Raw genomic sequence first — 20,771 nt, forward strand, 5'->3', positions numbered from 1 at the left:
AATTGACGCTCAATCGGACAGAAAGCAGCACCCTTCGGGGAGTTGCGAGCACTTCACGCGATGGACCTGCGAAACGGCCCCCGACCTGGTCCGGCGGGGCGCCGCTGCACGGAGGCGACCGGTGACCGGGCGCCGGAGCGTGGGCCGGTCGACCGGCCCACGGCGCACTACTGGCGCGTACTTCTGCCGCGCAACCCGGTGAGGGCATACGCGCACAGCAGGACGGCCACCGACAGCATCAGCGCCTGGCCCACAGGCTGGCCCGCGAGCCGCATCAGGACTGCGAACATGCGGTCGAATTCGGAGGTCGGACGTTCGAGCGCGGCGGCGCGCAGCCGGTGCGGCAGCATGGCCAGCGAGCGCAGCTCGGGCTCCTGCATCACCCGCTGCACGACGGGCACGGCCAGGACCGGCACGGCGAGCAGGGTGGCCAGTCCGAGCGCCGTGGAACGGAAGACACCGGCGGCGAGCAGCCCGGCCCAGGAGGAACCGACGGTGAGCCCGACGAGACTGGCGGTCAGCTCGGGCCAGTCGCCCGGCAGCGGAACGGCGTCACCGCCGACGAGGAGCAGGAGGGCCGCGCTGTCCAGGACAACAACGCCGACCGACAGCAGGATCGCCCCGGCGGCGCAGACCACGAACTTCGCGGACAGCAGCCCGAGCCGACGCGGCACGGTGTCATGGGCGGGGGCCAGCGCCGGATAGCGGAACTCCTCTCCGAAGGCGAGTGCGCCGAGGAGTCCCGCGGCGATGGCGACGGGAGGCAGCGGAAGGTCGGCCGGCCAGCCGGTGACCCGGTGCAGTTCACCGGTGATGCCCGCGCGGGCGAGCAGCACGGAGGCCAGGAGCGAGGTGACGATCGACGCGACGGCGATGATCCAGCCGGTGCGTACGCCGGTGGCGCGGCGCAGCTCGTAGCGCATCGGCCAAGCCGGGCCGGGGAGACGGAGCCGGGGCAGGAAACGGGGCGGCGGCGCCTCGGGGTCGCGGGCGCGGACGCCCGCGGAGGTTGTCGGCCCCATGTCGGCGGTTTCCTCACCCAGCCGGTGCACCACGATGCCGTGACGGTAGGCGGCCTCCCCGACGGAGGCGGTGGGGAGGCCGTAGACCGAGATGTGGATTTCGTCGTCCCGCACCACGGAGAACGGGTCGGCGAGCACCGTCGTCCCCTCAAGCTCGGTGTCGACCTCGGCCGCGGCTCCGGCCTGGCCGGAGATCCCCTTGCCGTCATGGCTGACGGCGCCATCGGCTGCGACGGTCCCGATCTCCGTGGTGGTGGCCGTGGGCACGGCCGCGGCAGGGGTCACCGTGGATGCGGTGGAGGTGGTGGCAGCTGTGGTTGCCGCGGCCGGGGTGGCCCCCGAGGCCGCAGCGGCGAGCTCGGGCCGCGCCTTTGCCTTCGCGGCCCCCCTGGTGCGAAATCGGAATCTGAACCTGGACTTCGACCCGGGTGCCTTCTCGCCCTTGATACCGCCCTTGGCGCCCTTGGCATCATCGGTCTTCGTGCCACCGGCCGCGGAGCCACCCGCCTTGACGGCCTCGGCAGCCTCGTCGGCCTCGGCCGGGAGTGCCGCCCTGGCTGCGGCCTCGGCGGCCGCTTCCGCCTCGGCCGCCTGCCGGATGGCATGGGCCTCGTCCTCGAGGACGGCGGCGAGCCGTCCGGCGAGCGGGGAGCGGACCACAACACGGGGGCGCAGCCGGGTACGGGCGAACTCCTCGACCGGCTGATCGGCGACCAGCCGCCCGCCCTCCAGGGTCAGCACCCGGTCGGCGAGGCGGATGACACCCTCGGGATCGTCGGAGGTGACGAGGACGGCACCGCCCTGTGCGGCGAATCCGCGCAGCAGCCCATGGAGCCAGGCGGTCTCGCGGGCGGAGAGTCCCCGCGCGGGGTTGTCGAGGATGAGGGTGTGCGGGTCCCCGAGAAGCGCGGTGGCGATGCCGAGGCGACGCTCCATCCCGGCGGCGAGATCCCCGATGCGCTCATCGGCCAGGTCGGTGAGGCCGACCACATCGAGCACCACATCGGCACGGGAGGCGGGCACCCCGACGGCGGCTCCGAGCATCCTCAGATGGCTGCGCGCGGTGCGGCCGGGGTGGCCTGGGACATCCTCGAGCAGAACGCCGATCTCGCGGGCCGGGCGCCGGATGCGGTGCAGAGGCCGGCCCCGGAAGAAGACGGAGCCATGGCCTCGGTCGAGCTGCAGCAGCAGTCGCAGCGCACTGGTCTTCCCCGCGCCGGAGCCGCCGAGCAGGACGGTGACCCGGCCCGGTGGGGCCTCGAAGGTGAGATCGTCGATGACGGGCGGGTGGTTGCGGCGGGGGGTGCTGGTCAGTCCGGTGGCCTGGATCATTGCTTCTCCCGCGGGGCGTCGAACCGCTCGGTGGCACGTGGGGACTGGTGACGTACCGGAGCACGGTAACCCGCTATGTCCTATTTAGCCGGAACCTCACCCTCTGACGAGTCGTCGTGTCACACCCGTCACACCCGTCCCATCCATCACACCTCGGGACGGAGCATGGGCGGATTGAGGAGCGTGGCGCCTCCGGCCCGGAACAGCTGGGCGGGTCGGCCGCCCTGACGGGTGGTCGTTCCCCCCGTGGGCACCAGGAAGCCGGGGGTGCCGGTGACCTTGCGGTGGAAGTTGCGCGGGTCCAGGGCGACGCCCCACACCGCCTCGTAGACCCGGCGCAGCTCACCGACCGTGAACTCCTGAGGGCAGAAGGCCGTGGCCAGAGAGGAGTACTCGATCTTGGAGCGGGCGCGCTCAACTCCGTCCGCGAGGATCCGGGCATGGTCGAAGGCGAGCGGTGCCGCCAGCTCGCCGTCGCGGCCGAACGCTCCCTCCTGGTCGAGAAGCGACTCGACCGGGGCCCAGCGCACGCTGTGCGCGTCCCCTCCGGGCCGGGGGGCGGGCAGATCGGGGGCGAGGGCGAGATGCGCGACGCTGACCACGCGCATCCTGGGGTCTCGCTTCGGATCCCCGTAGGTGGCGAGTTGCTCGAGATGGGCGGCGTTCGGCGGGGCCGGGAGAGCCGGGTCATGGGCGAGCAGTCCGGTCTCCTCGGCCAGCTCCCTGGCCGCCGCCGCGGCCAAGTCCTCGTCGGCCCGCACAAATCCCCCCGGGAGCGCCCACCGCCCCTTGAAGGGCGGCTCTCCGCGACGGACGGCCAGCGCACACAGCGCGTGCCGCCGCACGGTGAGCACGACCAGATCCACGGTGACGGCGAATGCCGGGAAGGCCGACGGGTCGTAGGGCATAACGCGATCATAGTCGTCTGCCTGACGATAAACAGGCTCTTCAGCATGATCGTGGATGTTCCGGAGATCGCTCTCTCCCCCGTATCCCCGCGCGATTCTCGTATCTGTCTGCGAATGCCGCGGCCCCCGGACGCGGCCCGCCGCTAGCGGTCAGCGTCGGCTGCGCGTCCCGCGTCCGCCCGTACGGCGCCGGGTGCGCGGCCTGCCCTCCGGGCGGCGCCTGCCTCCCGGCGCACTCGCCGCGGCCGGGCCGCCGGAGCCGGTCCTGCCGTCCGTCGCCCTCCGCTTCTGTTGCTCCCCCTCGTCCGCCCGGTCCACCTGCTGCTCGAACCGCTTCTCGTCCTGCTCCGCTTCCGTCGTCACCGCCGTCTCCACGGAGTCCGCCGTCCCCACGGAGTCCGCCGTCCCCACTGCCTCCACGGCCTCCACCGCTTCGCCGGGGCCGACCGGCTCGGCGGCACCGGCCCGCACCAACTCCTCCTGGACCGCGGCATGCACGGCACGGTCCACTCCGCCCTGGCGAAGGCACCGGCGCAGCAGCTCCGGGTTGAGCCCTTCGTTGCACGCCTGGTGCAGCAGCTTGGCGAAGAGATACTCGGGATCGGCCTTCAGCGCCCCACTGAGCGCCACCCGGGCGGCTGGCTCATCACCCCCGGCCCATGCGACCCAGCCCGCGAGGGTGAGCGGCGCCGCCGCATGTTCCTGGTACGAGCCGACACAGCGGCGAGCCAGCGCACGCCACAGCCGCAGGGCCGCCTCGGTATCGGGACCTTCCATCCATCGCGCGGCCCAGTCCCGAGTCACCCGGTCCTGGAGACCGATGATCACCGCTGCCGTCTCCTCGTCTCCGAGCAGGCCGTCGTCGCGGAGATCGGCGGCGCAGAGGTCGGTGGCCGTTGGAGCCGCTCGGAGCCGGTCGAGCATCTGCCCCACGAGAACGAGGGTCTCAGCGCGTACCGTGGCGCTGTCGGTGCGCTCCAGGATCCGCGGCACCAGCCCACCCGCGGCCACGTCCAGGGCACGTTCCTGCGCATCGGCCCGGGGGCCGACGAGCGGTGCCAGCCGGGCCTCCATCTCACGCAGCGAACCGCGGACATGGACACCCGCGAAGGTCGCAGCGGCGGCCATCACCGAGGTGCCGGGCAGGGCCAGCGGCACCCCTTCCGGCGGACAGCAGCGCTGGTCGGGGCAGACGTAGGACCAGAACCTGCCGCCGGACAGACACAGCGCCTCGTAGACGGGCACCTCCATCGCCCCGCACGCGATGCGCAGACGCTGGGCGAGGGGCCGTAACCGCTCCATCGCGTCCAACCCGGACTCGCCCTCGGCCGGATCCTGGCACAGGAACAGGACAATCCCGTCCGGGCGCTCACCGCGCCGCTGACTGCTGGTGATCAGGCACTCCGCGAGCTGGTCGCAGACCTCCGGCCATTCCTCGGGCGTGCCGGGGATACCGAGCCGCAGTCTCCCGCCGAACCGGCCGCGGGGGCCGTGCAGCGCGATCATCACGATGCTGTCGTCCGGATGAAAGCCCAGAACATACGGCAGGGCGTCGGCGAGCTCCGCCGGGCTGCGCAGCGTGACCTGGTCCTGGCCGGAGAGCCCGGCCGCTTCGTCGTGTCGAGTCATGGCCCGACGGTCTCGCAGTCGAGCCGACCCCGCCAGCCCTGTGGATAACGTTATCCACAGGCCGCCCGGCCCGTTCGCGCGTTGTCGGGGGGATCGGGTTGCATGGGGGCATGAGCGACGAAGACCTGCGTATCTCGGCCGACCGCGTCCTGGCCCGCCTCGTCGGCGACTCCACCGGCTCGGCACGTCTCCGTGAGGATCAATGGCGCGCGATCGAGGCGCTGGTGGCCGAGCGCCGCAGAGCGCTGGTCGTGCAGCGCACCGGCTGGGGCAAGTCGGCGGTGTATTTCGTCGCCACCGCGCTGCTGCGGGAGCGCGGCAGCGGTCCGACCGTGATCGTCTCCCCACTGCTGGCGCTGATGCGCAACCAGGTCGAGGCCGCCGCGCGCGCCGGTATCCACGCGCGCACCATCAACTCGGCCAATACCGAGGAGTGGGACACCATCCAGGCGGAGGTGGCCGCGGGCGGGGTGGATGTGCTGCTGGTCAGCCCCGAGCGGCTCAACAACCCCGACTTCCGCGATCAGGTGCTGCCCAAGCTGGCCGCCGCCACGGGCCTGCTCGTCGTCGACGAGGCGCATTGCATCTCCGACTGGGGCCATGACTTCCGTCCCGACTACCGCAGGCTGCGCACCATGCTCGCCGATCTGCCCCAGGGCGTCCCGGTGCTGGCCACGACGGCCACGGCGAACGCCCGGGTCACGGCCGATGTCGCCGAGCAGTTGGGCACGGGCGGGCGGGAGACCGCCGACGGCGACGGGGAGGCCAGGCGGGCACTGGTGCTGCGCGGGCCGCTGGACCGGGAAAGCCTGAGCCTGGGTGTGTTGCAACTGCCGGACTCCGCCCACCGGCTCGCCTGGCTCGCCGACCACCTCCATGAGCTGCCGGGATCGGGGATCATCTACACCCTCACCGTCGCCGCGGCCGAAGAGGTGACCGCGTTTCTGCGGCAGCGCGGCCACACCGTCGCCTCGTACACCGGCAAGACCGAGAACGCCGACCGGCAGCAGGCCGAGGATGATCTGCTCGCCAACCGGGTCAAGGCGCTGGTCGCCACCTCGGCGCTGGGCATGGGGTTCGACAAGCCCGACCTGGGCTTCGTGGTGCACCTCGGCTCGCCCTCCTCCCCCATCGCCTACTACCAGCAGGTCGGCCGGGCCGGGCGCGGTGTGGAGCACGCCGAGGTGCTGCTGCTGCCCGGGCGTGAGGACGAGGCGATCTGGCGGTATTTCGCCTCGCTCGCCTTTCCGCCCGAGGAGCAGGTGCGCCGCACGCTGGAGGTGCTGGCGGCAGCGGACCGGCCGGTGTCGCTGCCCGCGCTCGAGCCACGGGTCGAACTGCGGCGGTCCCGCCTGGAGATCATGCTCAAGGTGCTCGATGTCGACGGGGCGGTGCACCGGGTGCGCGGCGGCTGGACCGCGACCGGGCAGCCCTGGGCGTACGACGCCGAGCGGTACGCCTGGGTGGCCCGGCAGCGGGAGGCGGAGCAGCAGGCGATGCGTGACTACGCCTCGTCGGCGGACTGCCGGATGGAGTTCCTGCGCCGGCAGTTGGACGACGAGAAGGCGGCCCCCTGCGGCCGCTGTGACAACTGCGCGGGGGCCCGGTTCACCACCGAGGTGTCCGCGGCCTCGCTCGACGCGGCACGCGGCGAGCTGGGGCGGCCCGGTGTCGAGGTGGAGCCGCGCCGGATGTGGCCGACCGGGCTGCCCGCCGTGGGCGTCGACCTCAAGGGCCGTATCCCCGCGGGCGAGCAGGCCGCCCCCGGCCGGGCCCTCGGCCGGCTCTCGGACATCGGCTGGGGAAACCGGCTGCGGCCGCTGCTCGCCCCGCGGAGCCCGGACACCCCGGTGCCCGACGATGTGGCCGAAGCGGTGGTGACGGTGCTGGCCGACTGGGCCAGGGGCCCCGGCGGATGGGCGTCGGGCGCGTCGGACGCACCGGCCCGCCCGGTGGGTGTGGTCACCCTCGCCTCCCGCACCCGGCCGCAGCTGATCCGGACACTCGGCGAGCGGATCGCCGCCATCGGCCGGATGCCGCTGCTCGGCACCGTCGCCTACCAGGACCCGGAGGTGGACACCCGGGTGCCACGTACCAACAGCGCCCAGCGGCTGCGTGCGCTGCACGGTGCGCTGACCGTGCCGCCCGCACTGGCGGAGGCCCTCGCGGAAGCGGGTGGCCCGGTCCTGCTGGTGGATGATCTGTCGGACACCGGCTGGACCATGGCCGTCGCCGCCCGGCTGCTCCGGCGGGCCGGGGCGGCAGAGGTGTATCCACTGGTCCTCGCGGTGCAGGGGTAGGAGACGCCCGCCCGCGCCCGATGCGCGAGCGGGCCGGGAATTTTGAACGCGCACCAACGTAAATCGGTCAGTGGCGTCAACTGCTCATTGCCGCACGGGAGCCCGACCGCAAGAATTGTCCTCAGCTCCCCGCCTTCGGCCAGTCCGTGGTCCCGCTGGGGCGGTGTTGTGGCCTGCGCCCGTGCCCGACCTCGCCCGGACCCTGGGCGCGCTGACGAAGGGAGGACCGTGACCTTCGGCTTCGCTCCGCCACCGTCCGCCGATCCCGCTTCCCGACTGGGGCGTATGCTCGAACCCTCCGAATGGGCCGCCGCCGGTATTCCGCTGCTGCGCAATCCTCGCGAGATCGTCACCGGACTGCACAGCCGCCATCTGCCGACACCGTCCACAGCAGTCGTGGCGGTCCTGGACCCGGAGGAACGGCTCACGGCCAGCGCCTCGTTCTCCCGGCGCGGCGCTCTCTCCGCAGACGGCTGGGATTTCCGCAACGCGCTCCTGGCCCAGCTGCGCCGGGTCATCCCCCACGATCTGCGGCGCCGCACACCGGTACGCACCGCCGTGCTGCTCTACTGCCGCGACGGCGAGAGCCAGTGGACCCAGGAGGACGGCGCCTGGATGTGGGGACTGCGGGATGCCTGCACGCTGCACGGACTGCGCTGCGGTGCGTACATCACGCTGACCCGCGACGGCTGGCAGGTCCTCGGCGAAGGGCGGAGCGGCCGTCGGCCGCATTCCGCCTCGCTCCGGACCGCGCTCGGCATCGCCGCCACCACCGACGGCGAGGCCACGCCGCTGTCGCAGCCCCGTAGCGGGGCGCATGACGCGCTCAGCCACTCCGCGGCCGTGTAGCCACCGTCCGGCCGGACGCCGGACAGCTCCGTCACCTGGGACAGAGACTGCCGGGCACCGGGCGTACGAGGACGTGCGGGATCAGACGCCCGCGGTGATGAGGGAGTTGATGCGCTGCGGGTCACCGCAGACGATCAGCAGCGCACCGGCACGGCTCATCGCATCCGGCAGCGCCCGTCCGACGGCGTCGTCCGCCCCGCCGTTGACGGCGACGACCACGACCGGACGGCCCTTGGCACGGCCGGAGCCGGCCGCGGCGTAGAAGACGTCGTCACCGGCGTCCTGCTGCGCCCAGTAGGACGCCTCGCCGAAGGACAACTCGTGGGCCGCCCACGGATGCTGGTCGCCGGTGGTCAGCACCAGGATGTCACCGGGTGCCCGACCAGAGTCCAGCAGCAGGTCGACCGCCTCGTCCGCCGCGTCCAGAGCGCCGTCCACCGAGGCGGGGATCAGCTGTATCTGGGGCGCGGCCGTCGTGGCGGCAGCGGGAGCGGCCTTGGCAGCCGGGGCCGCCGGAGCGGTCGGCACGGGCTTCGTCGAATCGCTCGTGGAGCGCTGCGACGGAGCCGACGAGGTCCCGGTGGTGCCGCGGCTCGGACCGGGGCTTCCGGGCCGCCGCGGAACAGGCCGGGGGCCGGGACCAGGGACAGGACGAGGGGTCGGCGCGGTGCGGCCTGCGGCCGGTGTCGCGCGAGGACCCGGGACACTCTCGTGAATCTGAGGCTCCTCGGGGATGAGAGGCATGGGCTGATGTCTATCAAACGTCGGTGCGATTCGCATCGGCGGGTGGCGGTTTTCACCGCTTGGTCTGCTCAGAAGTCGAAGCCGAGTTGGCCTTCGTCCTCCAGCCCGACCGGTTCGAGTGCCGTGCGCACCCGCTTGAGGTGCCGCCACCGGGGCAGCCCGTCCAGGTAGGCCCAGGACAGGCGATGGTGGGGGGTGGGCCCCAGCTCCCGCAGAGCGGCGCGGTGCACGGGGGACGGATATCCGGCGTTGTCACCGAAGCGGAAGTCCGCGTGGGCGACTCCCAGTTCGGCCATCATCGCATCCCGTCGTACCTTGGCGATCACAGAGGCGGCGGCGACGGACACACAGGACTGATCGCCCTTGATGACCGTACGAACCGTCCAGGGCGAGCCGAGGTAGTTGTGCTTGCCGTCCAGGATCACCGCGTCGGGACGGACGGGCAGCCCGTCGAGCGCCCGTGTCGCGGCGAGCCGGAGGGCGGCCGTCATCCCCAGGTCGTCGATCTCCTCGGGAGAGGAGTGACCCAGGGCGTGCGCGGTGACCCACGTCTCCAACTCCTGCGCCAACGACGTGCGCTTCATGGGACTCAGCAGCTTGGAGTCGGTGAGCCCGGTCGGCGGACGCCGCAGACCGGTGATCGCCGCACAGACCGTCACCGGCCCGGCCCATGCCCCGCGCCCGACCTCGTCGACACCGACGACGATCTTTGCTCCTGTGGTGGCGCGGAGCGAGCGCTCGACACTGTGGGTGGGCGGTTCGTAGGCCATGACGAGGACAACATTACGCCGCTCCTACGGAGGTTCGGTAGCCGGATAGAGGGCCGCCGGGTCCGGCCGACTGTGCACGGCGCCTTCCCGGCGCCTCCGGCAGCCCTCCAGCCCAACACGACGCCGAGGACGGCCGTTTCACCCGCCCCGACCGCGGAGCCGGGTGCCGGGCACCGTCAGGCCGCCGGCACCGTCGAGCGTCAGGCGGGCGGTGCCGGAAGCCACTCCGGAAGCGCCTCGGTGCGCTCCATCCACTCACGGGGCGGTGCTCCCGAGGCCGCGGCGGCGATCACTCCCCCCGTGATGGCGCAGGTGGTGTCCACATCGCCGCCCGCCTGAGCGGTCCGCCAGAATGCCTCCTCGAAGGAACCCAGATGGCGGGCCGCGGCCCACAGGGCGAACGGCACGGTGTCATGGGCGCTGGTGCGGCGGCCGCAGCCGAGCACCGCGGCGACGGTGCCCGCGTCCGCGTAGTCGAGCATGTCGCGCGCGCGGCGCAGCCCCGCCTGTACGGCGCTGCGGGGCACGGCCTCGGTCACGCGGTCCAGCAGATCCTCCGGACCGGCGTGGCCCGCGGGGTCGGCCACCAGCGCGGACGCGGCGGCCACCGCCATCGCGCCCGCCACCGCCTCACGGTGCTGGTGCGTGGTGTAGGCCGAGATCTCCGCCTGGTGGATCGCCTGCTCCACATCGCCCGCGTACCAGGCACCGAGCGGGGCGATCCGCATGGCGGCGCCGTTGCCCCAGGACCCCTGCCCGTTGAACAGGGCGGCGGCCAGGTCGCGCCAGTCGCCGCCCTCCCTGACCAACCGGAGCATCCGGTTCACGGCAGGGCCGTAACCCCGGTCGAAGTCGTGGTGCTCGGCGAACGACCGGGCGAGGTCGTCCTGGTCGATCCGCCCGTGCGCGGCCAGGACGGCCAGCACGGAGCACGCCATTTCGGTGTCGTCGGTCCACTGCCAGGGGGCGGGAGGCAGTTCACGGCGCTTGAGGAACGGATAGTTGGCGGGGACAAAGAACTGGGAGCCGAGGGCATCGCCCACGGACAGCCCGTGCAGGCTCCCGAGGGCCCGGTGGAAACGGTCAGCGGTCATCGCTGGGCACTTTAGCCGGTGAGGCCGTAGGGCTCGGGGGTGCACCAGCGCTCGAAGGGCCGGTCGAGGCGATAGCGCCCGTCGGAGCCGAGCAGCAGGGACCGGGTCTCGCCGTTGCCGGGGTTCGAGAGCGACTCGAATTCGGCGACGGTCCAGTGCAGCCAGCGCATACAGAACAGCCGCATGGTGAGCCCGTGGGTGACCAGCAGGACGTTCGGCGGATGGGCCGGGTCCTGGAAGCTGCGCCACAGACTCTCCAGGAAGGCGTCCACCCGGTCGTAGACGTCGGCACCGGACTCTCCCTGCGCAAAGCGGTAGAAGAAGTGCCCGTAGGCGTCGCGATACGCCTTCTGCTTCCGCACGTCGTCACGGTCCTGCCAGTTTCCCCAGTCCTGCTCGCGCAGCCGCGGCTCCTCCCGCACCCGAGTGCGGGACGGGTCCAACCCGAGCAGAGTCAGGGTCTGGTGGGTACGCCGGTACGGCGACACATAGACCGAAACCCGCTCCTCACCGAATTCCCCACGAAGCCGCTTGCCCGCCTCCTGCGCCTGGCGACGCCCCCGCTCGGTGAGTCTCAGCGCATGGTCGGGCTCGCGTTCGTACACCGTGTCATCAACATTTCCCTCCGATTCTCCGTGCCGTATGAGGACGATGCGCCGGGGTCTTGCCATGTGGCCACCCTAGATCGGGCGTGCGGCGTGTGCCTCGTTCCCCTTGTCCGCCATGAGCCGCCCGTCGCGTATCTCGCACAGACGGCCGGTGAACCGGCTGCGCAGCAGGCGGTCGTGCGACACCACCACCAGCGCACCGGCCCACTGGGCCAGCGCCTGCTCCAGCTGCTCCACCAGACCGAGGGCCAGATGGTTGGTCGGTTCGTCGAGCAGCAGCAGATCCGCGGGGCGGGCCAGCAACCGGGCGAGCGCCAGTCGGCGCCGCTGCCCCGCCGAGAGCGACCCCACCGGCACATGGAGGTCGCGCTCCCGGAACAGCCCGTATGACAGCAGCAGCTCCGACTGCTCCTCCGGGGTTCCCGGCAGCCCGCGGCCGAAGGCCGGCAGCAGCCGCTCGCTGGGCCGGGCGACAGGTATCTCCTGCGCGAGATAGCCGATCCGGCCCCGCCGCACCACACGGCCCGCGTCCGGCCGCTCCATCCCGGCCATGACCCGTAGCAGGGTGGACTTACCCGCTCCATTGGCACCGTGGACGAGCAGCCTCTCGCCCGCGGCGACCGTGAGTCCGTCCACCGCGAGCCGATCGCCCACCCGCACATCGTGCAGACCGACCAGCACACCGGTCTCGCTACCCGCCGCGGGACGCGCGGTGAACCGCAGGGGCTCCGGCGGCCGGGGCACGGGATCCTCCTGGAGCCGGCGCAGCCGCTCCTGGGCGTTGCGCACCCGGCTGGAGACCGAGGACTGCACCCGCCCCTTGTCCCGGTCGTAGGCGACCTTGTTGCCGTCCTTCATCCCCCGGCCGGGGGCGACCCGCCGGGCGACCGTCGTGGCGGCCTCCACCAGCGCCGCCGTCTCGGCGCACCACTGCTCGTACGCCTGCTCCCAGCGGCGGCGCGCGGCGGCCTGCTCGGCGACGAACCCGCCATAGCCTCCGCCGTAGCGCACCAGGGTGCGCCGGTCGGCGTCCACCTCGATGATCGCGGTCGCCACCCGCTCCAGGAACACCCGGTCGTGGGAGACCGCCAGGACCGTGCCGGGGTGTGCCCGCAGCGCGTCCTCGAGCCAGGTGAGGGCGGCACCGTCGAGATGGTTCGTGGGCTCGTCGAGCAGCATCACCTCGGGGGCGGCCGCTATCAGACAGGCCAGACCGAGCCGGGCCTGCTCGCCGCCCGAGAGGCTGCCGAGCCGCCGCTCCCGCCCGACGCCGCCCAGCCCCAGCCCGTGGAGAGCTTTGTCCACCCGGGCGTCCGCCTCGTAACCGCCGCGCGCCTCGAACGCGGTGAGCAGATCGCCGTACTCGGCGAGCACCTCGGGCGCACAGCCGTCGAGCTCCGCCTCCAGCTCGCGCAGTCCGCGCTCCATGGCGCGCAACTCGGCCAGGGCGACGTCTATCGCGTCCCCCACCAGGCGGTTCTGAGGCAGCTCGGGCGTCTGGCCGAGATGTCCCGTGCCGCCGTCGGCCGCGGTCACCACCGCGCCGTCGCAGGACGGTTCGATCCCGGCGAGCACCTTGAGCAGGGTGGATTTACCCGCGCCGTTCTCCCCGACGATGCCCACCCGCTCACCGGGTCGCACCGAGAAAGACACGTCGTCGAGCAGTGTGCGGTCGCCCCGGGACACGGTGACGCCGCGCAGCGAGATCTGAGTGGGCAAAGACGAACCTCCGAGCAGGAGAGCGGGCAACAACACCGGCGGAGAGCCGGAGGGCTCCAAACACAACTTCAGTTGCGTTACCCTCAGCATGACACGGCAAACGAGCTAACGCAACAGGAGTTGCAGTTGTCCGCAGAAGATGGCTCCACCACACCGGGCACTGTCCGACCGGGCGGGCGCACCGCCCGTACCCGCGCCGCTGTCCGCGACGCCGTGCTGACCGGGCTCGCCGAGCACGGCTACCCCGGGCTGACCGTGGAGTACGTCGCCGAGCGCTCCGGCGTCCACAAGACGACGCTCTACCGGCGCTGGGGCAGTGTCGAGGGGCTGGTGACGGACGCACTCGACCTCGCGGGCGAGGACGCCTGGACGCCCCCCGACACCGGAAGCCTCGACGGCGATCTGCGCGCTCTCGCCCACGAGGTCACCGACACCTTCGGCGACGCCTCGGCCGCCGCGGCTCCGATCGCCTTCATCGCGGCCGCGTTCCAGTCCGAGAGCACGGCCGAGGCGCTGCGCGGCTTCTACGCGGAGCGGTTCGCCCGCTGTGAAACCGTCGTACAGCGGGCGGTCGAACGCGGTGAGGCCCCACCCGGCACCGATGCCGCGGCGGTCGTGCGGGCCGTGTCCGCCCCGCTGTTCTTCCGGGCGGTGGTCACCCGCGAACCCCTCGACGCGCCGCTCGCCGCCCGGACGGCGGCGGCTGTCGCCGCCGCCGTCCGGGCGGGGGGCTACCTCCCGGCCACATCACCGGAACCGGCCGACCGACCAGGGTCGGCCGACCGCGACTGACCGGAGCCGGGCGCGGGGCCAGGGCCGGGCGTCGGACCGGAGCGGGTGGGACCGGAGCCGGACATCGGACAGGGCGCCCGGCACCGGACCGGTTCGGGCGTCCGCCCGGAGCCGACGCACGCCCCCGCCGGTCAGACCGTCCAGGCCGATTCGACACCCACCACGTCACCCGCGATGGCCGCCACGTCCGCCTCGATCTGCGCACGCAGACCGAGCCGTTCCACACGCTCGGCCCGGTACTTCCCGTGCTCCGCGGCGGAGTCCCACATCGACAGCACGAGGAACTCGCTCCCGGGCGCCTCGCCGAACAGCCCGCGCAGCATCCCGGGCGACCCGGCCATCGCGGGATTCCACACCTTCTCCTGCACCAGCGTGAAGTGCTCCACCCGCTCCGCGTGCACCCGGCAGTGCGCGACCCGGACCACGTCCACGTCGGTGAACCGCGGCTCGAAGCCGACCTTCACATCGAAGCGATGCTCGAACAGCCGGACCTGCATGTCCTTGTAGGTCCCGGACTGCGAGGCCGCCAGCCGGTCGTGCGACCGCGCCATGAAGGAGTCGTAGAACGCCCGGCTCTCCCAGAACGCGAAGATATGCGCCACATCGGGACGCCCCCGGCTCCAGCCACCGCCCTGCCCCCGGAATCCCGGTTCGCCGGGCAACCCCGCCCACTTCCGCTGCCCCCGCTCGAAACCCGGGCGGTCCACCACGGTGCAGCGAATCCACTTGACCAGCACCGCGCTATCCTACGGCCCCGCCGGTGGCCCGCATCACATGGCCAAGACCCGCGCACGCGGCGATGGTTCACAACCGTGAGCGCTGCGCGAGCCCCTTCCACCACCCCTGCGCCCCCCACATCAGCCGCCGGGGCGGCGGCGCCTGTCGGCGCGGAAGGCTCTCAGGCCGAGTTCGTCCGCCACGGAACCGGCGAGCCAGCGGAACCGGTCGTCCCCGGCGGCCGCCCCTTGCCGGGCCGTTGCGCACCAGTCCTCGCGGTCGAGCAGGGCGAGATAGGCGTCCCGGATCGCCTGCCACCGCGATTCCGTGCCGGGTTCGGCGGAACCGGCGGGCCGCTCCGTGGTCAGGTAGTGGGCGAGCACCGCGACGGAGAAGCAGCGCTCCGCCGTGGGGCCCAGACGCCCGAGGTGCCGGACATGCGCCTCCAGCACCGGGACGGCATGGACGTAGCGGCACAGGGTCATCCCCATGCCGTCGCACTCGGTCATCACATGGAGCAGCCGGGTCGTGTGGTCGACCAGGCCGGTGTCGTCCCCGAACTCCCCCACCGCTTCGTGGAGTCCGGCCGCGCAGGCCACCCGGCCCGCGACATAACCGCTGAGGGTGTCGCCCTCGACCGCTCGGCGCAGCAGCCAGGGGCGGACGCCCGGATGGTCGTCCACGAGGCGGCACAGTGCCTCCACTCCGTAGACCAGGCCCCAGCCGGACATCCGCTCCGACAGCCACATCAGCGCCTCGGCACCGCCCGGAAGGCGTTCCAGCGCGTCCGCCGCAAGAGCTCCGAAGACGCAGGAGAGCAGGCCGATGGTCTGGATCCTGGGGATGTCCGCCACCGTGCCCACGGCGGCGAGGAGCCCGAGTCCGACCGTGACGGCGCATCGGTCGGTGCCGTACCGCACCAGCCACCGGCCCGCTTCCCGGACTCGGCGGGTCTCCGCCCGCCGCGCGGCAACGGCGATGTGCGCATTGGGGTGGAGGGGTGTCCAGAGACCGTGGAAACGGTCAGCGAGTCCGCTCGGCGAAGCGGTCGGATCGGCGAAGTGCGCGTCGAGGACGCGGGCGATATCGGCCCCGACGAGGTCCCGGTCGCGCGGCCGCTTCGGCCTTGGCCGGAGGTGATGGCGCGCCTCGTCGGGATACGGCTCGCCGTCGCGTGGAAGGGGCTGGTCCGGTGTCCGCCGATGCAACTGGAGCGCGTGGCGGAACAGGGAGATCCTGGCTCCGGGCGGCTCGATCCCGGTCGTCCCGCTCAACGGCGGTCGGTGGACTCGATTCTCTCGATCATGGTGGGGACCCTGTCATGGCCCACGCACCGCCACAAGCCCTTACCGCGAACACCCGCGGCGACCGGGGAACGGAACGAGCGGGACCGGACAGGCCGGGGGCGGTGGAGCCGCATCACCGGCTCCACCGCCCTCACTTCCGGTCAGGTCGCCAGGAGATGAGCGGGAAGATCACCTCCGGACGGCCCCCGCGTCAGCTGCAACCGCTCGTCGATCCGCAGCCCTCGCACAGGTAGCAGCTGCCCGCGCGGCGCATCTTGGTACCGCAGGAGAAGCACAGCGGCGCGTCGGCGTTCAGCCCCAGCTGCATCTCGACCAGCTCGGTCGAGCTGTGTGCCTCCTTCGGAGCCGGGGACACGGCGGGTGCGGACGAGGTGGTGGCCGCCGGAGCGTCCACCTGGCGCGGCGCCGACTGGGCCAGGCCCTCGACGTCCACCTCGTCCTCGGAGGACTCGTACGAGCCGGTCTCCAGGTGCCGCTGGCGCTCCTCGGCGGAGTGGATACCGAGTGCCGAGCGGGTCTCGAACGGCAGGAAGTCCAGCGCCAGACGGCGGAAGATGTAGTCGACGATCGACTGCGCCATCCGCACGTCCGGGTCGTCCGTCATGCCCGCCGGCTCGAAGCGCATGTTGGTGAACTTCGAGACGTAGGTCTCCAGCGGCACGCCGTACTGGAGGCCGACCGAGACGGCGATCGAGAAGGCGTCCATCATGCCCGCGAGGGTCGAACCCTGCTTGGACATCTTCAGGAAGACCTCGCCCAGCCCGTCGTCCGGGTAGGAGTTGGCGGTCATGTAACCCTCGGCGCCGCCCACCGTGAAGGAGGTGGTGATGCCGGGACGGCCCTTGGGGAGGCGCCGGCGGACCGGGCGGTACTCGATGACCTTCTCGGGCTCGGGCTGCTCGGCGGCCTTCTTCTCCTCCTTCTTCTTGGCGGAGAGCGGCTGGCCGACCTTGCAGTTGTCGCGGTAGATCGCAAGCGCCTTCAGGCCCAGCTTCCAGCCCTCGAAGTAGATCTCCTCGATCTCCTCGACGGTGGCCGACTCCGGCATGTTGACCGTCTTGGAGATGGCGCCGGACAGGAAGGGCTGAGCGGCGGCCATCATCCGCACATGGCCCATCGGCGAGATGGAACGCTCGCCCATGGCGCAGTCGAAGACCTCGTAGTGCCCGGGCTTCAACCCCGGCGCGTCGATCACATTGCCGTGCTCGGCGATGTGGGCGACGATCGCCTCGACCTGCTCGGGCTGGTAGCCGAGCCGCTTGAGCGCCTTGGGGACCGTGTTGTTCACGATCTGCATCGAGCCGCCGCCGACCAGCTTCTTGAACTTGACCAGGGCCAGGTCCGGCTCGACGCCCGTGGTGTCGCAGTCCATCATCAGGCCGATGGTGCCGGTCGGCGCCAGCACCGACGCCTGGGCGTTGCGGAAGCCGCTCTTCTCGCCGAGACGCACGACGTCCTGCCATGCCTCGGTGGCCGCGGCCCAGACCGGGGTGTCCAGGTCGTCCATGCGCTTGGCGGTGGAGTTGGCGTCCGCGTGCTGCTTCATGACGCGCTTGTGGGCGTCCGCGTTGCGGGCGTAGCCGTCGTACGGGCCGACGACGGCCGCCAGCTCGGCGGAGCGCTTGTACGACATGCCGGTCATCAGCGAGGTGATGGCTCCGGCCAGGGCCCGGCCGCCGTCGCTGTCGTAGGCGTGGCCGGTGGCCATCAGGAGGGCACCCAGGTTGGCGTAACCGATGCCCAGCTGGCGGAAGGCGCGGGTGGTCTCACCGATCTTCTGGGTCGGGAAGTCCGCGAAGCAGATGGAGATGTCCATCGCGGTGATGACCAGCTCGACGACCTTGGCGAAGCGCTCGGCGTCGAAGCGCTGGTTGCCCGCGTCGTCGTCCAGCAGGAACTTCATCAGGTTGAGCGAGGCGAGGTTGCACGAGGAGTTGTCCAGGTGCATGTACTCGCTGCACGGGTTGGAGGCGGTGATCCGGCCCGACTCCGGCGAGGTGTGCCAGTGGTTGATGGTGTCGTCGTACTGGATGCCCGGATCGGCGCAGGCCCAGGCCGCCTCCGCCATCTTGCGGAAGAGGGACTTGGCGTCGATCTCCTCGATGGCCTCGCCGGTCAGCCGCGAGCGCAGACCGAACGCCGAGCCCGACTCCACGGCCTTCATGAACGTGTCGTTCACACGGACGGAGTTGTTGGCGTTCTGGTACTGGACGGACGTGATGTCGTCGCCGCCCAGGTCCATGTCGAAGCCCGCGTCGCGCAGGGCGCGGATCTTCTCCTCCTCCTTGACCTTGGTCTCGATGAAGGCTTCGACGTCCGGGTGGTCGACATCGAGGACGACCATCTTGGCGGCACGGCGGGTGGCACCACCGGACTTGATCGTTCCGGCGGAGGCATCGGCGCCGCGCATGAAGGAGACGGGGCCGGAGGCGTTGCCACCGGAGGAGAGGAGTTCCTTGGAGGAGCGGATGCGGGAGAGGTTCAGGCCGGCTCCGGAGCCGCCCTTGAAGATCATCCCCTCTTCCTTGTACCAGTCCAGGATCGACTCCATGGAGTCGTCCACGGAGAGGATGAAGCAGGCGCTGACCTGCTGCGGCTGCTTGGTGCCGACGTTGAACCACACCGGCGAGTTGAAGCTGAAGACCTGGTGCAGCAGGGCGTACGTCAGCTCGTGGTCGAAGATCTCGGCGTCGGCGGGCGAGGCGAAGTAGCCGTGCTCCTCACCGGCCGCGCGGTAGGTGCGCACCACGCGGTCGATGAGCTGCTTCAGGCTCGCCTCGCGTTCCGGGGAACCCACCGCGCCACGGAAGTACTTGCTCGTGACGATGTTGACCGCGTTCACCGACCAGAAGTCGGGGAACTCGACGCCGCGCTGCTCGAAGTTGACCGAACCGTCGCGCCAGTTGGTCATGACGACGTCACGACGCTCCCAGACCACCTCGTCGTACGGATGCACGCCGGGGGTGGTGTGGATGCGCTCGATGCGCAGACCCTTGTTCGCCTTGCTTCCCTTGGAGCGGGAGCCTCGTGCCGGGCCGCTCGCCGTCTCTGTCATTCCGTCTCCCTGTACGGGCGAAAACGCCCTGATGTGCCTATTTCTTCCCGAGGCACGGTGTGTCTGTCTTCCACCCGGGGTGCGCGCCGCGCCCCGGGTACGTCTGGGCCGCCGGTCAGTCGGCGGCGACGGCCGGCGCGGGGGCCTCCGCGGCCCCATCGGCGCCGGACCCGCGGTCGTGCGCGGGAGGCCTTTGCCGGTCACGCAGCTCCGTGACCGCGGCCTCGAAGTCCTCGAGCGAGTCGAAGGCGCGGTAGACGGAGGCGAAGCGGAGGTAGGCGACGAGGTCGAGTTCCTGGAGCGGGCCGAGTATGGCGAGCCCCACGTCATGAGTGGACAGCTCGGCGCTGCCGGTGGCGCGTACGGCTTCCTCCACCTGCTGGCCGAGTTGGGCGAGGGCGTCCTCGGTGACCGGGCGGCCCTGGCATGCCTTGCGCACTCCCGAGATGACCTTGTCGCGACTGAAGGGCTCGGTGACCCCACTTCGCTTGATCACCATCAGCGACGCGGTCTCCACCGTGGTGAAGCGACGCGAGCAGTCGGGGCACTGACGGCGCCTGCGGATCGAGCAGCCGTCGTCCGTGGTCCGGCTGTCCACCACGCGGCTGTCGGGGTGCCTGCAGAAGGGGCAGTGCATGACTCCGTACCCTCCCTCACCCTTATGAACGGCGCATGGCTGTATAGCCTCGACCGGGCCGCACAGGCCCGGTGAAGCGGCCACAAGCATAGGCGAAAACCTTGGCGATGAATCACCGGGGACCACAACCTGTAGGTGGCTGACATCCATCAAACCACTAGATCTGGTGTCTGGCACTCAACCGGGCCGGGTGGCGTGTCACAGTCCGGGAGCAGCACGAGACTACGCGAGCCCCCTCGGTCACGGATTCACGGGGGTCGGAGTGGGAGACTGGAGACCAGCAGGAAGGGCCACCAGAACCCTGCCTATACACCCAACCCTGGGATCACGTCAGCCGATCTACGAAATTTCACTCGAACGTGTGTTTGGCGCAACCTTTCGAAAGCAACTACCGTTGTCCAGCTAGGGAGAACATCTCGAGAGGGGCCGTCGTGACCACCACCGCAGAGAGCACCACTATCACCGCTCAGGAGCGCTCCCAGAGCAGGCTCGAACAGACGCACGCGATCAACCAGACCCACACCATGAACGACGCCACGAACCCGGAGGGCCAGAAGCCCTCGCGCGCCCTACCCGGACGACCTCCAGGCATCCGGGCGGACAGTTCGGGGCTGACCGACCGGCAGCGCCGTGTCATCGAGGTCATTCGCGACTCTGTGCAGCGGCGCGGCTACCCGCCGTCCATGCGGGAGATCGGCCAGGCGGTAGGGCTCTCCAGCACCTCGTCCGTGGCCCATCAGCTGATGGCTCTGGAGCGCAAGGGCTTTCTGCGGCGGGACCCCCACCGGCCCCGTGCCTACGAGGTCCGTGGCTCCGACCAGCCCAGCGCACAGCCGACGGACACCACCGGCAAGCCTGCCGCCTCCTATGTGCCGCTGGTCGGCCGGATCGCGGCCGGTGGCCCGATCCTCGCCGAGGAGTCGGTGGAGGACGTCTTCCCGCTGCCCCGGCAGCTGGTCGGCGACGGTGAGCTGTTCGTGCTCAAAGTCGTCGGCGACTCCATGATCGAGGCTGCCATCTGCGACGGCGACTGGGTGACGGTGCGCCGTCAGCCGGTCGCGGAGAACGGGGACATCGTCGCCGCGATGCTCGACGGCGAGGCCACGGTGAAGCGCTTCAAGCGCGAGGACGGCCATGTGTGGCTCCTCCCGCACAACGCCGCGTACCAGCCGATCCCGGGCGATGAAGCGACCATCCTGGGCAAGGTGGTCGCGGTACTGCGGCGCGTCTGACACAACGGATCGAGGTGCGCCCCTAGCGTGCCCAACGACCGGGCCCCGGGACCACT

At 71.4% G+C, this 20,771-nt stretch carries 16 protein-coding genes; 4 read left to right on the plus strand and 12 right to left on the minus strand.

Annotation, left to right across the window (positions count from 1 at the left end; translation table 11 throughout):
* Positions 1–167: 167 nt before the first annotated feature.
* From HUT19_RS10750 to HUT19_RS10760, 3 genes are all read right to left on the minus strand, one after another.
* Positions 168–2,354 (minus strand): ABC transporter ATP-binding protein, encoded by a 2,187-nt coding sequence (locus HUT19_RS10750; RefSeq protein ID WP_176180250.1) that lies wholly within the window; start codon positions 2,352–2,354, stop codon positions 168–170.
* Between the two features lie 146 nt (positions 2,355–2,500).
* The gene (locus HUT19_RS10755) at positions 2,501–3,262 is read right to left on the minus strand and encodes an NUDIX domain-containing protein (protein ID WP_176180251.1); all 762 of its coding nucleotides are present in this window, start codon (positions 3,260–3,262) and stop codon (positions 2,501–2,503) included.
* A gap of 150 nt (positions 3,263–3,412) precedes the next feature.
* The gene (locus HUT19_RS10760; protein WP_176180252.1) at positions 3,413–4,891 is read right to left on the minus strand and encodes a DUF4192 domain-containing protein; all 1,479 of its coding nucleotides are present in this window, start codon (positions 4,889–4,891) and stop codon (positions 3,413–3,415) included.
* Positions 4,892–5,001: 110 nt separating this feature from the next.
* Here HUT19_RS10760 and HUT19_RS10765 point away from each other — a divergent pair, with 110 nt between their 5' ends.
* Entirely contained in the window at positions 5,002–7,191 is a 2,190-nt protein-coding gene (locus tag HUT19_RS10765) for a RecQ family ATP-dependent DNA helicase (protein ID WP_176180253.1), read from the plus strand.
* A 228-nt stretch (positions 7,192–7,419) separates the two neighbouring features.
* Positions 7,420–8,040 (plus strand): hypothetical protein, encoded by a 621-nt coding sequence (locus tag HUT19_RS10770; RefSeq protein ID WP_176180254.1) that lies wholly within the window; start codon positions 7,420–7,422, stop codon positions 8,038–8,040.
* A gap of 81 nt (positions 8,041–8,121) precedes the next feature.
* On the opposite strand, the gene HUT19_RS10775 is transcribed toward HUT19_RS10770, so the two are convergent.
* The 5 genes from HUT19_RS10775 to abc-f form a co-directional block, all read right to left on the minus strand.
* A complete protein-coding gene (locus HUT19_RS10775) occupies positions 8,122–8,784 on the minus strand; it encodes a hypothetical protein (protein ID WP_176180255.1) in 663 nt (220 codons plus the stop codon).
* A 68-nt stretch (positions 8,785–8,852) separates the two neighbouring features.
* Positions 8,853–9,554, minus strand: coding sequence for a ribonuclease HII (locus HUT19_RS10780; protein ID WP_176180256.1), 702 nt, complete (start codon positions 9,552–9,554; stop codon positions 8,853–8,855).
* Positions 9,555–9,754: 200 nt separating this feature from the next.
* Positions 9,755–10,648, minus strand: a complete 894-nt coding sequence (locus tag HUT19_RS10785; RefSeq protein WP_176180257.1) for an ADP-ribosylglycohydrolase family protein — start codon at positions 10,646–10,648, stop codon at positions 9,755–9,757.
* Positions 10,649–10,659: 11 nt separating this feature from the next.
* Positions 10,660–11,319: a histidine phosphatase family protein gene (locus HUT19_RS10790; RefSeq protein ID WP_176180258.1), complete on the minus strand. Its 660-nt coding sequence runs from the start codon at positions 11,317–11,319 to the stop codon at positions 10,660–10,662.
* Positions 11,320–11,328: 9 nt separating this feature from the next.
* Complete coding sequence (gene abc-f / locus HUT19_RS10795; RefSeq protein ID WP_176180259.1) at positions 11,329–12,975, minus strand: ribosomal protection-like ABC-F family protein; 1,647 nt, start codon at positions 12,973–12,975, stop codon at positions 11,329–11,331.
* A 126-nt stretch (positions 12,976–13,101) separates the two neighbouring features.
* Here abc-f and HUT19_RS10800 point away from each other — a divergent pair, with 126 nt between their 5' ends.
* On the plus strand, positions 13,102–13,767 hold the full coding sequence (locus tag HUT19_RS10800) for a TetR/AcrR family transcriptional regulator (protein WP_254885524.1): 666 nt from the start codon (positions 13,102–13,104) through the stop codon (positions 13,765–13,767).
* A 131-nt stretch (positions 13,768–13,898) separates the two neighbouring features.
* Here the strand turns inward: HUT19_RS10800 and HUT19_RS10805 are convergent, their stop codons facing one another.
* From HUT19_RS10805 to nrdR, 4 genes are all read right to left on the minus strand, one after another.
* Positions 13,899–14,504 carry a YdbC family protein gene (locus HUT19_RS10805; protein ID WP_176180261.1) on the minus strand — a complete coding sequence of 202 codons (606 nt, stop codon included), beginning with the start codon at positions 14,502–14,504 and terminating at the stop codon, positions 13,899–13,901.
* A 120-nt stretch (positions 14,505–14,624) separates the two neighbouring features.
* Entirely contained in the window at positions 14,625–15,758 is a 1,134-nt protein-coding gene (locus HUT19_RS10810; protein WP_254885525.1) for a hypothetical protein, read from the minus strand.
* Positions 15,759–15,981: 223 nt separating this feature from the next.
* Positions 15,982–18,846 carry a vitamin B12-dependent ribonucleotide reductase gene (locus HUT19_RS10815; protein WP_176180262.1) on the minus strand — a complete coding sequence of 955 codons (2,865 nt, stop codon included), beginning with the start codon at positions 18,844–18,846 and terminating at the stop codon, positions 15,982–15,984.
* 115 nt (positions 18,847–18,961) lie between these two features.
* Positions 18,962–19,483: a transcriptional regulator NrdR gene (nrdR, locus tag HUT19_RS10820; RefSeq protein ID WP_176180263.1), complete on the minus strand. Its 522-nt coding sequence runs from the start codon at positions 19,481–19,483 to the stop codon at positions 18,962–18,964.
* Positions 19,484–19,914: 431 nt separating this feature from the next.
* Between nrdR and lexA the strand changes: the two genes are divergently transcribed.
* Complete coding sequence (lexA, locus tag HUT19_RS10825; RefSeq protein WP_176180264.1) at positions 19,915–20,715, plus strand: transcriptional repressor LexA; 801 nt, start codon at positions 19,915–19,917, stop codon at positions 20,713–20,715.
* Positions 20,716–20,771 lie beyond the last annotated feature (56 nt).

Source organism: Streptomyces sp. NA02950 (assembly GCF_013364155.1).
Taxonomy (GTDB): Bacteria; Actinomycetota; Actinomycetes; order Streptomycetales; family Streptomycetaceae; genus Streptomyces.

Coding starts and splice junctions, on each gene's coding strand:
- HUT19_RS10785 (WP_176180257.1), bottom strand. CDS start 10,648: ATGACCGCTGACCGTTTCCACCGGGCCCTCGGGAGCCTGCACGGGCTG.
- HUT19_RS10775 (WP_176180255.1), bottom strand. CDS start 8,784: ATGCCTCTCATCCCCGAGGAGCCTCAGATTCACGAGAGTGTCCCGGGT.
- HUT19_RS10750 (WP_176180250.1), bottom strand. CDS start 2,354: ATGATCCAGGCCACCGGACTGACCAGCACCCCCCGCCGCAACCACCCG.
- HUT19_RS10755 (WP_176180251.1), bottom strand. CDS start 3,262: ATGCCCTACGACCCGTCGGCCTTCCCGGCATTCGCCGTCACCGTGGAT.
- nrdR (WP_176180263.1), bottom strand. CDS start 19,483: ATGCACTGCCCCTTCTGCAGGCACCCCGACAGCCGCGTGGTGGACAGC.
- HUT19_RS10790 (WP_176180258.1), bottom strand. CDS start 11,319: ATGGCAAGACCCCGGCGCATCGTCCTCATACGGCACGGAGAATCGGAG.
- HUT19_RS10765 (WP_176180253.1), top strand. CDS start 5,002: ATGAGCGACGAAGACCTGCGTATCTCGGCCGACCGCGTCCTGGCCCGC.
- HUT19_RS10780 (WP_176180256.1), bottom strand. CDS start 9,554: ATGGCCTACGAACCGCCCACCCACAGTGTCGAGCGCTCGCTCCGCGCC.
- HUT19_RS10760 (WP_176180252.1), bottom strand. CDS start 4,891: ATGACTCGACACGACGAAGCGGCCGGGCTCTCCGGCCAGGACCAGGTC.
- HUT19_RS10815 (WP_176180262.1), bottom strand. CDS start 18,846: ATGACAGAGACGGCGAGCGGCCCGGCACGAGGCTCCCGCTCCAAGGGA.